Source organism: Pseudarthrobacter chlorophenolicus, assembly GCF_000962805.1.
Classification (GTDB): Bacteria; Actinomycetota; Actinomycetes; order Actinomycetales; family Micrococcaceae; genus Arthrobacter; species Arthrobacter chlorophenolicus_A.
In genome coordinates this window covers 74285-88255 of record NZ_JZTW01000010.1, presented here as the reverse complement: position 1 = coordinate 88255, position 13971 = coordinate 74285, and the positions used below count along the sequence as shown (strand labels likewise).

The 13971-nt window shown below is 64.3% G+C and carries 17 protein-coding genes; 9 read left to right on the top strand and 8 right to left on the bottom strand.

Annotation, left to right across the window (positions count from 1 at the left end; genetic code table 11):
* Positions 1-36: 36 nt before the first annotated feature.
* The gene (ctaE, locus tag UC32_RS11740) at positions 37-675 is read right to left on the bottom strand and encodes an aa3-type cytochrome oxidase subunit III (RefSeq protein ID WP_171908913.1); all 639 of its coding nucleotides are present in this window, start codon (positions 673-675) and stop codon (positions 37-39) included.
* Between the two features lie 148 nt (positions 676-823).
* Between ctaE and trpD the strand changes: the two genes are divergently transcribed.
* Entirely contained in the window at positions 824-1879 is a 1056-nt protein-coding gene (gene trpD, locus UC32_RS11735) for an anthranilate phosphoribosyltransferase (protein ID WP_045731395.1), read from the top strand.
* 15 nt (positions 1880-1894) lie between these two features.
* On the opposite strand, the gene UC32_RS11730 is transcribed toward trpD, so the two are convergent.
* From UC32_RS11730 to UC32_RS20570, 3 genes are all read right to left on the bottom strand, one after another.
* Positions 1895-2176 (bottom strand): Lrp/AsnC family transcriptional regulator, encoded by a 282-nt coding sequence (locus tag UC32_RS11730; protein WP_045731394.1) that lies wholly within the window; start codon positions 2174-2176, stop codon positions 1895-1897.
* Positions 2177-2302: 126 nt separating this feature from the next.
* Positions 2303-2698: a DUF3054 domain-containing protein gene (locus tag UC32_RS11725; protein WP_045731393.1), complete on the bottom strand. Its 396-nt coding sequence runs from the start codon at positions 2696-2698 to the stop codon at positions 2303-2305.
* Between the two features lie 62 nt (positions 2699-2760).
* The gene (locus UC32_RS20570; RefSeq protein WP_152642606.1) at positions 2761-2988 is read right to left on the bottom strand and encodes a hypothetical protein; all 228 of its coding nucleotides are present in this window, start codon (positions 2986-2988) and stop codon (positions 2761-2763) included.
* A gap of 329 nt (positions 2989-3317) precedes the next feature.
* On the opposite strand from UC32_RS20570, the gene UC32_RS20795 reads away from it, so the two are divergent.
* Entirely contained in the window at positions 3318-3467 is a 150-nt protein-coding gene (locus tag UC32_RS20795) for a hypothetical protein (protein WP_200896377.1), read from the top strand.
* A 12-nt stretch (positions 3468-3479) separates the two neighbouring features.
* Positions 3480-4292 carry a hypothetical protein gene (locus UC32_RS11720; protein ID WP_045731392.1) on the top strand — a complete coding sequence of 271 codons (813 nt, stop codon included), beginning with the start codon at positions 3480-3482 and terminating at the stop codon, positions 4290-4292.
* Positions 4293-4879: 587 nt separating this feature from the next.
* Here the strand turns inward: UC32_RS11720 and UC32_RS11710 are convergent.
* Genes UC32_RS11710 through UC32_RS11700 form a run of 3 tightly spaced genes read right to left on the bottom strand, consistent with a single transcriptional unit; the run spans position 4880 to position 7825 of the window.
* Positions 4880-6394 carry a recombinase XerD gene (locus UC32_RS11710; RefSeq protein ID WP_200896376.1) on the bottom strand — a complete coding sequence of 505 codons (1515 nt, stop codon included), beginning with the start codon at positions 6392-6394 and terminating at the stop codon, positions 4880-4882.
* Positions 6384-6722: a helix-turn-helix domain-containing protein gene (locus UC32_RS11705; RefSeq protein ID WP_045731390.1), complete on the bottom strand. Its 339-nt coding sequence runs from the start codon at positions 6720-6722 to the stop codon at positions 6384-6386. Before UC32_RS11705 ends, UC32_RS11710 begins: the two co-directional genes overlap by 11 nt.
* Positions 6719-7825: a tyrosine-type recombinase/integrase gene (locus UC32_RS11700; RefSeq protein WP_045731389.1), complete on the bottom strand. Its 1107-nt coding sequence runs from the start codon at positions 7823-7825 to the stop codon at positions 6719-6721. The genes UC32_RS11705 and UC32_RS11700 overlap by 4 nt, the downstream gene beginning before the upstream one ends.
* Before the next feature lie 374 nt (positions 7826-8199).
* Between UC32_RS11700 and UC32_RS11695 the strand changes: the two genes are divergently transcribed.
* From UC32_RS11695 to UC32_RS11685, 3 genes are read left to right on the top strand one after another with little or no spacing between them, the layout of a single operon-like run.
* Positions 8200-9399 (top strand): type III polyketide synthase, encoded by a 1200-nt coding sequence (locus tag UC32_RS11695; RefSeq protein WP_045731388.1) that lies wholly within the window; start codon positions 8200-8202, stop codon positions 9397-9399.
* Between the two features lie 46 nt (positions 9400-9445).
* Positions 9446-10093 carry a class I SAM-dependent methyltransferase gene (locus UC32_RS11690; protein WP_045731449.1) on the top strand — a complete coding sequence of 216 codons (648 nt, stop codon included), beginning with the start codon at positions 9446-9448 and terminating at the stop codon, positions 10091-10093.
* Positions 10090-11271 (top strand): FAD-dependent oxidoreductase, encoded by a 1182-nt coding sequence (locus UC32_RS11685; protein ID WP_045731387.1) that lies wholly within the window; start codon positions 10090-10092, stop codon positions 11269-11271. Before UC32_RS11690 ends, UC32_RS11685 begins: the two co-directional genes overlap by 4 nt.
* On the opposite strand, the gene UC32_RS11680 is transcribed toward UC32_RS11685, so the two are convergent.
* The gene (locus UC32_RS11680; protein ID WP_235423653.1) at positions 11259-11726 is read right to left on the bottom strand and encodes a nuclear transport factor 2 family protein; all 468 of its coding nucleotides are present in this window, start codon (positions 11724-11726) and stop codon (positions 11259-11261) included. The genes UC32_RS11685 and UC32_RS11680 overlap by 13 nt on opposite strands.
* A 56-nt stretch (positions 11727-11782) precedes the next feature.
* On the opposite strand from UC32_RS11680, the gene UC32_RS11675 reads away from it, so the two are divergent.
* The 3 genes from UC32_RS11675 to UC32_RS11665 all read left to right on the top strand — a co-directional run bounded on the left by UC32_RS11675 (position 11783) and on the right by UC32_RS11665 (position 13949).
* Positions 11783-12463 (top strand): peptide deformylase, encoded by a 681-nt coding sequence (locus UC32_RS11675; RefSeq protein WP_045731386.1) that lies wholly within the window; start codon positions 11783-11785, stop codon positions 12461-12463.
* Between the two features lie 18 nt (positions 12464-12481).
* A complete protein-coding gene (locus tag UC32_RS11670; RefSeq protein ID WP_045731385.1) occupies positions 12482-13360 on the top strand; it encodes a methyltransferase domain-containing protein in 879 nt (292 codons plus the stop codon).
* A gap of 124 nt (positions 13361-13484) precedes the next feature.
* A complete protein-coding gene (locus tag UC32_RS11665; protein ID WP_045731384.1) occupies positions 13485-13949 on the top strand; it encodes an NfeD family protein in 465 nt (154 codons plus the stop codon).
* The last annotated feature ends 22 nt before the right edge of the window (positions 13950-13971 follow it).

Here is a 13971-nt window from a genome sequence, read left to right as displayed (position 1 = left end):
AAATTCTGCCTCGTGTAGAAAAAGTTTCAAAACTGGTTACTTGAGTACGTAGATGACCAGGAAGAGGCCGATCCACACGACGTCAACGAAGTGCCAGTAGTAAGACGTGACAATCGCCGAGGTAGCTTCGAAGTGACCGAACTTCTTCGCGGCGAACGACCGGCCCATGATGAGCAGGAAGGCAACGAGGCCGCCGATGACGTGCAGGCCGTGGAAGCCGGTGGTCATGTAGAAAGCGGAGCCGTAGGCGTTGGACGACAGTGAGACGTGCTCGGAAACCAGCATTGCGTACTCAGTGGTCTGGCCAGCGACGAAGAACGCACCCATGATGAACGTCAGGGTGAACCATTCGTTCATGCCCCAACGGGAGAACTTGAACACCCCTCCGGTGCGGCGCGGCTGGAGCCGTTCGGCGGCGAAGACGCCCATCTGGCAAGTGAAGGAACTTGCCACGAGGACGATGGTGTTAACGAGCGCAAAGGGGAAGTTGAGCTTGGCTGTCTCGTCCGCCCACATCTGAGCACTCGTGGAGCGCAGTGTGAAGTACATGGCGAAGAGACCGGCGAAGAACATCAACTCGCTGGACAGCCACACAACGGTTCCGACGGAAACCATATTGGGGCGGTTCAGCGTGGGGTGCGCCGGGGTACTGGGGGCATGGGTCGCAGATGTCACATAGACATTATGTCTGTAAAAGTCCGTGCTGCCCAACGCAAACCGCCTTTTGGGAGGACTTTTTCTACAAAGACGCGAAATCGCGCGGAAAAGTTCCCGCACCGGTTCATATTGGTCAGCCGCCGCCATCCCTCGATAGCATCAGCAGGTGACTTCACAGGCTTCCCCAGCGTCCGGCAACACCTGGCCCCGACTGATCTCAGCACTGATCAGCGGGCGTGACCTCACTGCGGACAACACGTCGTGGGCCATGGACACCATCATGTCCGGGGAAGCCACTCCTGCGCAGATCGCCGGCTTCCTCGTCGCACTCAGTGGCAAGGGGGAGACGGTCGAGGAACTGTCGGGACTGGTTGACGCCATGCTCGCACACGCCAATCCCATCACCATCTCGGGTGAGAAACTCGACATCGTCGGTACAGGCGGTGATCAGCTGAACACGGTCAACATTTCCACTATGGCGGCCCTGGTCGCTGCAGGCGCCGGCGCGCGGGTGGTAAAGCACGGCAACCGGGCCGCATCGTCGTCGTCCGGTTCTGCTGACGTGCTGGAGGCCCTCGGCGTGCGGCTGGACCTGTCAATCGACCGCGTGGCCCGGAACGCAGAAGAGGCAGGAATCACCTTCTGCTTCGCACAGGTGTTCCATCCCTCGTTCCGCCATACTGCCGTGCCGAGGAAGGAGCTGGCGATTCCCACTGCCTTCAACTTCCTGGGTCCGCTGACCAATCCGGCCAAAGTGCAGGCATCTGCCGTCGGTGTTGCAAACGCCAGGATGGCACCGCTGGTGGCTGGAGTACTGGCACGGCGGGGGAGCAGGGGCCTGGTGTTCCGCGGTAACGACGGCCTTGATGAGCTCACCACCACCGGCCCCTCCACGGTATGGGAGATCCGCAACGGCAGCGTCGACGCTTTGGAGTTCTCGCCCCGCGACCTGGGCATCAGGCCAGCCACCGTGGAAGAGCTCCGGGGCGGCGATGCGAGGGCGAACGCGATGGTTGTCCGTGAGGTCCTGGCAGGCAGGGAAGGCCCTGCCCGGGACGCTGTCCTGCTTAACGCCGCTGCCGGCCTGGTGGCCTTCGATCTTGCAGCCGAGGGAACATTCCTGGACAGGATGCACGGTGCCTACACCCGCGCGGCCGAATCCATCGAAAGCGGAGCTGCGGCCGCAGTGCTCGATAAGTGGGTCTCGCTCACAGCCCCATAGGGACAGTTGCCCTGCCTACTGTTCGAAGCCCAGAGAGAAAGCTGCGTCAAGATCGTGCTGGGAGTATGCACGGAAGGCTATGTGGGTAGTGGTGTGGACCACGGCTGGAACTTTCGAGAGCCGGTCGGCAATGACATCCGCCAGGTCTTCGTGCCGGGAGACCCTGGCGACGGCGATCAGGTCCCACTCGCCGGTGACGGAGTACACCTCGCTGATGCCTTCGATCGCTGAGATCTCCTCGGCCGTCTCGGGAATGCGGGAAGCGTCCGTTTTGATCAGGACGAATGCGGTGATCACGTTGAAACCCTCCGGATCTGTTGCGCCGCGGCGTTGACCGGCGCGTTTCTTGGTGCTGCCAGCCTATTACATCAGTGCCCGCCGCGGCCGGACCCGGAACGTAGGGGGCCGGGGGAGCGCCGCCGCTCAGCTGCGGCGACGGCGGAAGGTGCGGTACAGCGCCCGGTACCCCATGAGCAGCACGCCCAGGCTGAGGAGGGCGACGATGACGAAAGGCACCACGACGGTCTGCCCCGTGAGGGCCCTGAGCAGCATGCCGCCAATGAGGCTCCCCAACCAGGCTCCGGCGCCGGCCCGGCGCAGTGACATGGGGTCGCGCCATGCTCGGGTTGCAAGCCAGCCTGCGGCCGCACCGGCAAGGAAGGGCCAGGCCGTGAGGAAGACGCCGGTGATGATCCCGTCCCGGGCGTGTGCGTCGCGGCCGATCGCTGCGAACACCAGGATCAGGACAAAGTCCGCCACAGCAGCGGCGACGACCAGGCCACGGGGGCCAGCGGCAGGACCGGATTTCGAAAGACTCATGGTTTCGAGCCTAGCTGGCGGCCGCGAAGCTACCCGCATCGGCACCTGCCGCGGAAGCAGGCTCAGAGGCGGTGGACCAGCCAGCCAGGTTCCCACCGGACGGAGTACGGACCGTTGACGTCCATTTCAACCAGGATGTGCGTGACCGTATACGCGATGGCTGAACCAAACGCGGCGCGCACTTTGACCGGAGCCGGCCGAAGCATCATCACAGGCCTTCCCGGCGCCTGCGTCAGCGCCTCTTCCCGCAATGCCGTCCGCGTCCGGCGGCCGGGGGACTGGGGGAGCACAAACCGGGGTTCGCTTTGGTCTTCTAGATACGGGGACTGCGGCATGGGACGTCCTGGCGCTAAGGAGTTGCGCCGGCACCATTTTCATAGGCGCGGGCGGCTTATACAGGCGACGTCGACAACCGGCTTTACCTGGCGGCTGGCCCGGATCGATGTCGCCTTAGGGCAACGACGATATTCGTTCCGGACGCCGTTTGGCACCGTAGGCTGTACCCGATTTGGCGGCCGCGGGCTACCTGTCCAGAGCCGGTAGCGGGAGCGGTTTGGCCGGATGAAGTAGATTCTCTCCTACACCTGCCCGCTGCGTGACTGACTGCGTTGGAGGAACCGTGAACAAGCCGCTCTGGATCTGCTGCCTGCTCGGCGCGGCATTGGGTATCGCCATCGGGTTGGCCTTCTTTGACAGTCCCTTCCTGGGTTTCGCACTTGGACTTGGCGTGGGGGCTGTGGTCGGGGCCGGCATGGGCGTCCGGCGCTAGACTGGAACGGTCATGAACGGCACCCGCCCCCGTCACACCGTTTGGCTGGCAGTAGTGGCCAGCCTGCTGGTGGCATGCACGCCGGTCAACAGCGCTGAAACAGTTGCCGGCGGCGCTTCGCCCGCTGCGACCGTTCAACCGGCTGCCGAGCCGGCGCCCCAGCCCACGACTACCGCCACAGCGCCGGCGCCCCTTCCCGCTGTCACTCCGCCGCCGGCGCCCGGACCTTATGCCATCAACCTGTTCCGTGAAGGTGACTTCGTCCCGCAGTACACCTTCGACTGGTGCGTTGCGGCGAGCATCCAGATGGCCCACAACCTGGTCGATGACACGGGTGGCGGAACATGGGCGGACAGCACGCAGCAGGGGGAGTTGTGGGAACTGGCCCGCGCGCAGTCATCCGACTCCTTCAACGGAGCCAACCCTTACGGCTGGGCGCACGTTCTCACAACCTCCGGGATGGGCCCGTACCGCGTTGTCAGCGTCGCGGATTACGGAACAGCCCTGCAGACTGCGGCGCGTGCCATCGCCGAGACGGGCCGGCCAGTGGGCCTGGTGATGTGGAGCGGCCGTCATGCATGGGTGATGAGCGGCTTTGAGTCGATGGGTGATCCGGCGAAGTTTCAGGATTTCCGTGTCACCGGCGTCAACGTCCTGGACCCGCTCTATCCCTACGGCAGTCAACAATGGGGGCCGTCGCCCGCACCCAACAGCCTGCTGACGCCCGAGGAACTTGCCACCCAGTTTGTTGTCAGGGAACCCCGGCGATGGAGTTCGCAACTGCCGGCCGGGTACCTGCTGGTGCTTCCGCAGGCCGCTGCCTAAACGGGACGCCCAAAGGCCTGGAAGCGCTCAGGCAGGGGGAGCGTCCGCTGGAGCCGGATTCTGCTTACTGGCACCCCTGCGTATCGAGTGTGTGCGTGTTATTGGTGAAAAGACCAAAACGGATCGTTGCAGGTTGATCTCGGGCGGGCACCTGAGGTGAAGTACGGGTTAGTCTCCCAATATGAAGCTTCGCGGCATACTCCTGGTGGCCACGGGCATGTTTGCTGGGGTGTTGGCTGTCACTCTTTTTAGCAACTCGCCTCGGGCATGTCCGGCAATCGGTTACGCGTATGTGGGAGACGTTCAGCTGTTCTTTTCCGCGGCACCGGAGACGGTGGAGGCCTGCTTCGGGGAGGGATGCACCCCTGAGTTGGTTGCGCGGAACTCGGAGGGAAAGTGGTTGGTTCCGCAGTCCGTGCCCTACCTGAATGAGCCCGTTAGCGTCTCCATGATTCATGTGGAAGCTGTGACAGCTTCCGGTGGCCGGGTGGCGAATGATTTTCCGATAGAAACTGAGTCAACAGGGGAATACCCGTATGGCTTTGGGTGCGGTGGCCCCTACGTGTTCAAGCCAGTGCAAGTGGCCCTTAGTTGAAGGTCCGGCGGTCGACGTAGCGGGACCAGGGTTCCCCTGCGGCGTCGGCGTGGAGGAACGCGACCTGATAGCTGTAGCCGAGTGCGTCGGCGACCAATGGTGGCGGCGTGAGTGCGAGGTGGTCGTTCAGGGCCGTGTTTCGTGCGCCGAGCAGTTCAATTCCGAGGGCCCGGAGTCGGAGCATGATGGTGTTGGGATGAAGGTGGTGGCCTGCGCGGGTTCCGGGGAAGAGCCACGGGCTGTCGGCGCCAGATGCTGTTCGGAGGTTGGGCCGGTTCCGGACGTGCTGTCTAAGGAGCTCCGCGAAAGGCTGTGGGACGGGCACCGCATGCGTGCCAAGGGCGATGGTGATCGCGCCGGTGTCGTTAATGTTGATCGCGTCGGTGCGGAGCGCGGCCACCCGGACCAGCGGTTGGGCATAGAGGAGGAGCAGTGTTCCGGCGACTCTATAGGGCAGGGACTCGCTGGTGCCGGTGAGTAGTTCCTTGAGCCAGGCAAAGCGTTGTTCCTGCGGGATGGCAGGCCGGCCCTTAGCGGAGTAGTGCCCGATTTCGACGCGCATGTTCGTGCCGGTCTTCTTCGCGAAGATGAAGAAGGTCCGGATGGCTTTTCTGGTGGTCGGCCCGGTTGTGAGCCAGCTGTCCACGTCCTGCTGGGAGCAGGTGGCGGCTGTGCGGTGATGGGTCTGCCAGAGCCAGTCGAGGAACTTGATGGTCTCAGTGATCTCCTGTTTAGCGGCGTGCACCGGGCCTTGGGCCGATTTGGCAGGTGTTGCCATGGCGCGGATGCGTCTGAGGTGGTGCCATTTGGCGAAATGCTCCACGGGTTTGGCAACCTCGGAGGGCAGGGGGCGGAGCTTGTCGTCGATCCAGGCTTCGAAGCGGTTCAGATAAGGGTCCTGATAGGGGAGGAGCCCATGATGGACGAGCAGGGCCCGGAGATGGTCAGCTGCCCGTCCCGCCGTTTCCCGGTGACTGTCGAGGCCGTCGTGGGTCAGAGGAGTCTGTCCGCTCGCGACGGCCGTCAGGAGCCCCTGGACCTTGCCAGAGCGTTTCCAGGTGATGATGCTTTCAGGTCGATCAGCTTGACAGAGTACGTCGACCAGGCGGTTTGCAGTTGTCGGATCGTCCGGACTGGTGAGTAGCAGGGCGGTGAGGTCGTCCCGGAGTGCGCATCGGGCGCAGGTGCCGCGGCGGTAGAACTCGCCTTCGTGGCTGCAGCGGGAGCAACGGAAGTTGTGGAGGATACCGGCGCAGGGTGCGCACCGTGGTCCTCCCTCCTCTGCGCGTGGGCCGGGGAGCAGTCTGTTCTCGCCGCAGCCGGGGCAGGTGCCGTGGGTGCGGGTCGCCACGGTGAAGCAGGGACCGCAGATCCTGCCTTCCGGCCAGCTCGCCCTGGTCTTGCCGGTGTTGCGGCCGCAGCGGGCGCACTGGATGGCTCCGGTTGTGCGGGGCCGGCCGCGGACGGTGTTGCGCGGGGTGAGTCCTTCCGGGTGTTCAGTGGTCATCGTCGATGATGCGGGCGCGGCGCGGGCGGACGGTGCGGTTGAGGTCCACAACGTTGGGGGAGTTGGCGGTTCCGGTCTTGCGTGCCCGGACGTCGGCGGCGGTGACGGTGATGAGGTCTTCGGGGCCGCAGGAGAAGATGTCGCAGATCGCCGCTATGACCTGCAGGGCGACCCGTTCGGGCTTCTGGTTGACGATGCGGTAGACCTGGGGCCGGGACAAGATGATGCCGCGCTCGGCGAGCAGGGGGATGAGGTCGGTGGTGTTGTGAAGGCCCCGGGCTGCCATCAGTTCGGAGAGGCGCCACGTGTATTCGACCTGGCGCTTCATCGCCGGCCTCCCGATTGTTTGCCGAGTGCCTGGTCCATCGTGCGGTCCAGGGACGCCCGCAGAGTGGTGCTGCGGAAGTCGTCGCTGACGAATTGGTAGATGCCGGTGGTTGACGCGTACTCGTGGCCCATTTGATATTGCACGAATCTAGGATCCCATCCGGCCTCCAACAGGTGCGTGGCGTAAGAGCGCCGCAGGGAATGCAGGTCAAGCCCGTCCGACGGCATTCCCAGTTCGTCGAGATACCGCCGGAGCCGCCGCAGGAGCGTGGACTCCACGATCAGTCCGCCCCGTTCGCTGGGGAAGAGGTCGAGGGTGTGAAGAGTTCCGCGGCCATTGGCGAGCCAATCCTCAAGGACGCCCGTGGTCCAGTCGAAGACCGTGAGGACGCTACGGGGCTTGGGTGGTGATGCCTTGCGGGACTTGCCGAAGCGGACCTTGCAGACACCGAATTTCCCGAATCTGCGCGCGTGCGGGTTGGTTGCAAAGTCGACGGTCTGCAGATGCCGCAGCTCATTGAACCGAAGCCCGTAGGAGTAGGCAATTTTGAGCATCACAGCGTCGCGGTATGCCGCCTGCCAGCCTTTTTTGCCGGAGGCCTCAATGAGTTCGACCTCGTCGTCGGCGTGGTCGAAGAGCTTCTGGAGCTCCTCTCTGGTGAAAGGACGTTTGGATGGCCGGCCTTCGAATTCCTGCACATGAGCCGCGGTGTTCCACTCGTAGAAGACCTGGGCCGGATGGGTGCCAAAGCGCTGTTCGCAGACCCGGTCCCAGCCATAATCGGGGTTGGCGACATAGGACGTGAAGTGGCGCAACGCGGACTGGTGGGCCCGCAGCGTCGAGTGGCTCAAGTGCCGGATCGAGCGAAGATCTCCGAAATACTCTTCGACATGGGCCGGCGTCCAGCACCACGGAAACTCGTTCACATGGTCCACGAACCTGCGAACATACCGGATGCGCTGGTCAATCGTGTCGAATTTCAGGTGGCGTGAGAGCTGCTGGTTGCGCCAGCCATCGAGCATCTGATCGAAGGTCTGCTGTTCGGGATGGAGCAGTTGAACGGAGCCCAGAAGGTGCACCCGCCCAGATCCATCGACTGCCATTCCGCCTCCAAACCCTGCTCCAAAATCTGAATCAATGTTTCATTAAATGCATCATCCCAGCAAATCCGCAGGTCAGAGGCCTAACTTCTGTCGTTCGACGCACAAGCCCAGCCCGCTTAGCATGGCTGGGAAAATCGATTGGAGTCGGATAAAACCCCTGAATGGCTCGGCGGAAGCCGCCTTGAACGCGTGGTTCGGAATTCCGCGGAAGAGGGCGACGATGATTCATCTGATGAGATACGCAGAGTACTACTTTACATAATGTAGATTATCGGCGTTAGAGGAACATGTGCGGAAAGTGGCAGAAGCGGCAATTCCGCAGGTCAAACCTGTGAGCCATTGTCTTTGTGCATGGGCTCGTTAAGAATGGGTCAATGACGGTCTACGTGCGTTCACTTGAAACTGCAGTTCCGGCAACAAAGCTGATCCAGGCAGAGGCTCGTGACGTTTTCGCCGCGCAGCCCGGACTCAGCAGGCTCGGATCCCGGCTGGTGAGCACGTGCTTCGATTCAGCTGCCATCGAGACCAGGTTCACGGCCGTCGATGAGCTCACCAACGCATTCCGCTCCGAGGATCCACAGTTCTATGACCCGGATTCGGGACTTCTCCTGAATCCCAGTACCAAGGTCCGCAATGACATCTTTGCCCGGGAAGCCACCAAACTCTTTGTCGAGGCCTCCGCTGCCGCCGTCAAAGCCTGCCCGGACCTTGATTTACTTGACATAACTCACCTCGTGACAGTCTCCTGTACCGGCTTTTTCAACCCCGGACCTGACTACAAGATCGTTCGCGAGCTCGGCCTTGACCCCTCGGTACAGCGCTACCACCTTGGCTTCATGGGCTGCTACGCGGCCTTCCCGGCCCTCCGCGCGGCCAAGCTCTTCTGCGAAGCCGATCCGAACGCCGTCGTCCTCGTTGTCTGTGCTGAACTTTGCTCACTGCATGTCCGGACGTCCAATGACCCGGACACCATCATGGGTTCGGCGCTCTTCGCCGACGGCGCCGCGGCCGCCGTCGTGACGGCCAACCCTGCAGCGGAGGAAACTGCCCTGCTGCAGCTCGACCACTTCGAAACGGTGCTGACGCCGGTTGGCGAGGACTCCATGGCGTGGAACATCGGCGACCACGGCTTCGAGATGGTGTTGGGCAACTACGTCCCGCACATTATTGACGATCACATTGTCGGCGCGCTGGAGCCGCTGCTTGCCCGCGAGCCCCACCTCGAAGCACTCCCCTACAGCGGCATCAGGCACTGGGCCATCCACCCGGGCGGCCGCAGCATCCTGGATAAGGTCCAGGCCCGGTTGGGCCTCACCGGCGAACAGCTGGTCCCTGCCCGTGAAGTCCTGCGCAATTACGGGAACATGAGCAGCGCCACAGTGCTCTTCGTCCTTCGGCACATCCTTGAACAGGACAGTGAACCGGGAGACGAACGAATCTGTTCAATGGCGTTTGGCCCCGGCCTGACGGTGGAAACAGCGCTCCTGACCAAGCTGCGGCAGGCGCCGGCGGCGGCCGACGATGTGATCGCCACGCGGCATGACGGACTCCTGCAGGAAACCCCGGTGGCCTGAACCGGTGCGCATCTGGCACGGGCGTGCGGCAGGCGAGCTCGAACAGATGGACCTGCCGGACTGCGATGCGCGAAAGCTGGAGAACACCTACCGCCAGTTCGGCCTGGTCAACAGGATCGTGGCCGGGTGGAGGCGGCTGTACGTCACCGAACTGCGTCCCGTCCTGTCGGCCGGACCGGCCAGCATCCTTGATATCGGATCCGGCGGCGGTGACCTCGCCGTCATGCTCGCCCGCTGGGCTGCCAGGGACGGGCTGGCTGTCCGGATCACCGGTATCGATCCGGACCCGCGCGCTGCTGCCTTTGCCCTCAACCGGCCGCCGGCCCGCGGCGTGGACTTCCGGCAGGCGCACACTGCCGAACTGGTCGGCGAAGGTGCCGCGTTCGACGTCGTTATCTCCAACCACGTGCTGCACCATCTCGGAACGGAGGAGTTCAACGGGCTGCTGGCCCACTCGGAGGTACTCGCCCGCAGGAAGGCCCTGCACAACGACCTGCGCCGGAGCCCCATGGCCTTCGCCCTTTTTGGCGTAGCCACCCTCCCCCTGCGGAACTCTTTCATTCGGGAGGACGGACTGACCTCGATCCGGCGCAGTTACACGGCCGCGGAGCTGTCCGCACTCGCTCCCCCTGGCTGGACAGTGGAACCCGGTGCAGCGTTCCACCAGGTGCTGGCACTGCGCAGGCGGCCATGAACGCGGATGTGGTCATCGTCGGGGGCGGCCCGGTGGGCCTGTACCTCGCAGCCATCCTCCTCCGTCAGGGCGTTACGGTCCGCGTACTGGAACAGCGAGCCGCCAGGAACCATCATTCCCGGGCCATTGGCATCCATCCGCCGGCCCTCGCTGCCCTGGACCGGCTGGGCATCGCCCGCCGGATGGTGTCCGAAGGCGTCACCATCCGTTCGGGACTGGCAGTCAGCCGTGGCAGGACCGTGGGCCGCATGCCGTTCTCCGGAGTGTCGGAGGCCTTTCCGTTCGTCCTTACGCTGCCGCAGTACCGGACCGAGGAGCTGCTGGAAGAACAGGTAAAGGCCCTCGACAGCCACGCGCTGGTCAGGGGGATGGAGGTACACGATGTAGCGCACGACGGCGGCGGCGCAAGTGTGTCGGCAACGCCCGCCGGTGGTGCCGCGCACGGGAGCAGTACGTCCGGGGCGTCGATTGTGGTCGGCGCGGATGGTCCACGCTCCAGGATCAGGGACCTGATCGGTGTCCCCGTCCGGCGGAAAACCTACCCGGACCACTATGTGATGGGTGACTTCGCGGACCACCCGGAATTTGATGACCGGGCCGTGCTGTTCCTGGAGAGCGGCGGCATTGTCGAGTCGTTTCCACTGCCGGGTAACGTCCGCCGCTGGGTGGTCCGGCTGGGAAGACCCGCCGGGGGCGCAAGCCCGGAGGAACTGGCCCGGCTCGTAGCGGACCGGACCGGAGTCCGCCCGGACCCCGCCACCAACACCATGCTCAGCGCCTTCAGCGTCAGGTCATCGGTGGCCCGCAGGACCGTGGCGGGCCGCGTGATCCTGGTGGGCGACGCCGCCCACGAAATCAGCCCCATCGGCGGGCAGGGAATGAACCTGGGCTGGCTGGACGCCGAGGCCCTGGCACCACTGATCGTGCAGGCAGTCACCGGCAGGCATGACCCGGAGGCCTTCCTCAGTTACGAGCGGGACCGCCGCCAGGCGGCACTCCGGGCGCGGCGGCAGGCCGAAATCAATATGCGGCTGGGCCGGCCCTTGCCTGCCCGGGTCCTTGCATTGCGGAATTCAGTGATCGGCGCGGCCGCGGCGTCCCCTGCCATCAACCAATGGGTTGCCGGGCGGTTCACCATGCAGCAGGAGTTCGGCGCACCCCGGGGTCAGCGGAAGTAGCAGTCGTAGCTGTCCTGGCTGATGATCAGCCCGTCACGGACTTCGAAGACCGACGAGGTACGCGCCCGGATAGTCTCACCGCGGTCCCAGTAGCGGATGTCCATCAGGACGGTTGCCGACCAGTCAGCTTCGACAGCCACGCGTCCGCCTTCGCAGGTTGTCCTCCTGATGGTGAACTCCTGGTTGGCCACCACCTGCGAACTTTGGTCGGCGCCGGCCAGGACATCCTCGAGGGTGCGGGTGGAACCCTCGGGTGCCAGCAGGTGGGGCGCCTCAACGAGCGTGAACGTATCAGCAAGGTATGGCCTGATCTCCGCCGCTCCCCCGCCGGCTTCCAGGATCCGGATGAACGCGAGGACGCAGTCCACCGGTCCTGCCGGCGCCGCGGTTTCATCCGGTGTGGTGGGTTCAACAGGCCCAGGGGGTGCAACTGGCACAATGGTTTCGTCAGCCATGGAATAGACCTTAGCGGAGGCGCGGTGACCCCGGGACCGGCCGTTAGGCTTTCACCATGACCCTCTCGGCACCACCCACGGCCCTCACCGCAGAGCAGATCCGCGAGACCGTGGAGCGCATCCTGTCTTCCGGAACCCTTCCGCCAATCGTGCAGGCAGGCCATCCGGCGCTGCGGCAGAAGGCGGCTCCGTTCGACGGCCAAATCAGCCCGGACCAGCTGGCCCGGCTCATTGAACTCATGCGGCAGGTGATGCACGAGGCTCCAGGGGTGGGGCTCGCAGCGCCACAGCTCGGCATTCCCCTGCAGCTGGCCGTGCTGGAGGACCAGTACGACGTGGACCACGAGGCCGCCGCCGTCCGGCAACGTGCTCCCTTGGAATTCCTGGCCATCCTGAACCCCGCCTACACCCCCGCGGGTCCGGACCGCGCTGCCTTCTATGAAGGCTGCCTTTCCCTTAATGGCCTGCAGGCGGTGGTTTCACGCCCGCAGTCCGTAGTGCTGGACTTTGTCAGGCCCGACGGCGGCGCGGAGCGGCGTGAGTTCTCCGGCTGGCAGGCACGCATCGTCCAGCATGAGACGGATCACTTGAACGGGATCCTTTACGTGGACCGGGCGCAGCTCCGATCGCTGAGCAGCAACGCGGAGTACGCCGCCAACTGGGCTGAGCCAGGGATCGCCAAGGCAAGGGAAGGCCTGGGCTTCAACGACGGCCCAGCCGGAATCAGCGTGCCCTAGCCGCTTAAGATAGAAGCCATGCCCCTTCCCACTGACCTGCCGTTGTTGTGCCCCCTTTGTTTGACGCCGTTGGCGGAGGCAGCTACCCCGCCCTCCGGACCTGCCCGAATGGCCTGCGGTTCCGGGCACAGCTTTGACGCGGCACGGCAGGGCTACTTCAACATGCTGGTGGGTAAGGGTACTTCGTTTGAAGCGGACACGGCCGAGATGGCCGACGCCCGTTCCACCTTCCTTGGAGCGGGACACTACGCACCGCTGGCACGCGAGGTGGCAGCCGCCGTCGTGCCCTGCCTTTCCCGCGACCATGCAGCCGTCCTGGATTCCGGGACCGGTACCGGCCACTATTTGAGGGCCGTGCTGGACGCTGCCGCGGAGCAGGGCCGGGCGGTGAACGCTGTGGGGCTCGATATCTCGAAGTTTGCCCTGCGGCGGGCGGCGCGGCTCAATCCGGAGGCGGTCAACCTCGTCTGGGACGTGTGGAAGCGCATTCCCCTGGCCGATGGGTCGGTGGATGCGGTGACGGTGATTTTCGCCCCCAGGAACCCCCCGGAGTTCGCCCGCGTCCTGCGGCCGCACGGCCGCCTTGTCGTAGTCACGCCACGGGCGGGTCACCTGTCCACCCTTGCCGCGCTGACCGGAATGCTGGGGATCGAGGAAGGGAAGGACTCCCGCCTGGCCGCGGCAATGGCCGAGCACTTTGACGCAGAGTCGGCTACCGACGTCGATATCCCGCTGTCCTTCACCCGCCGGCAGGCGGCCGACCTGGCGTTCATGGGACCCGCCGGGCACCACCAGGGCCGGGACGCCATCGCAGATCGCCTGGCCAGCAGCCCCGAGCCCCTGGCGGCGGACGCGAAGTTCAGGGTTCTGGTGTACCGCCCAAAGAGCGGCCTGTAACGACTTGGCCACTATCCCCGGTCTTGTCCTCCGGGCCCGCACCCCGCCTGCGCTGCCCGACTAGGATGGAAGTCACAGTTACTCAAAGGTCTGCGTCAGGACCTTGTAACGAAGGGGGAACACAGTGTTCGAGTGGTTGGGTGAAAACTGGTGGGCCGTCTGGCTGACCGCATTCCTGGCGTTCGCGGTGGTTGAGATGATCACCCTCGACCTGTTCTTCATCATGCTGGGCGGCGGCGCACTCGCTGCGCTCGTGTCCGATTTCGCCGGAGCGGACCCGTGGCTGCAAATCGTCATCTTCTGCATTGTCTCCCTGCTCATGGTCGCCTTTGTCCGGCCCGTGGCCCTGGCCCACCTGAAGAAAGGACCCGCCGAGCAGCGGACAAATGTTGACCGGCTCATCGGTGAGCAGGCCGTGGTCATGGAGGCAGTGACCTCGGACGGCGGCCTGGTGAAAATCGGCGGCGACATTTGGAGCGCACGCTCCGCGGCCGGCATCCTCACTGCCGGACAGATGGTGGTCGTCGCAGCCATCGATGGCGCCACCGCCGTGGTTTCGGCGACGCCTCCGGCCGAAGAACGAACCTGACACAGCTTTATCAATTGGGGAA

Coding starts and splice junctions, on each gene's coding strand:
- UC32_RS11675 (WP_045731386.1), top strand. CDS start 11,783: ATGACCCTCTCGGCACCACCCACGGCCCTCACCGCAGAGCAGATCCGC.
- UC32_RS11700 (WP_045731389.1), bottom strand. CDS start 7,825: ATGGCAGTCGATGGATCTGGGCGGGTGCACCTTCTGGGCTCCGTTCAA.
- UC32_RS11725 (WP_045731393.1), bottom strand. CDS start 2,698: ATGAGTCTTTCGAAATCCGGTCCTGCCGCTGGCCCCCGTGGCCTGGTC.
- UC32_RS11685 (WP_045731387.1), top strand. CDS start 10,090: ATGAACGCGGATGTGGTCATCGTCGGGGGCGGCCCGGTGGGCCTGTAC.
- UC32_RS11670 (WP_045731385.1), top strand. CDS start 12,482: ATGCCCCTTCCCACTGACCTGCCGTTGTTGTGCCCCCTTTGTTTGACG.
- UC32_RS11710 (WP_200896376.1), bottom strand. CDS start 6,394: ATGACCACTGAACACCCGGAAGGACTCACCCCGCGCAACACCGTCCGC.
- UC32_RS11705 (WP_045731390.1), bottom strand. CDS start 6,722: ATGAAGCGCCAGGTCGAATACACGTGGCGCCTCTCCGAACTGATGGCA.
- UC32_RS11720 (WP_045731392.1), top strand. CDS start 3,480: ATGAACGGCACCCGCCCCCGTCACACCGTTTGGCTGGCAGTAGTGGCC.
- UC32_RS11680 (WP_235423653.1), bottom strand. CDS start 11,726: ATGGCTGACGAAACCATTGTGCCAGTTGCACCCCCTGGGCCTGTTGAA.
- UC32_RS11695 (WP_045731388.1), top strand. CDS start 8,200: ATGACGGTCTACGTGCGTTCACTTGAAACTGCAGTTCCGGCAACAAAG.
- UC32_RS11690 (WP_045731449.1), top strand. CDS start 9,446: ATGGACCTGCCGGACTGCGATGCGCGAAAGCTGGAGAACACCTACCGC.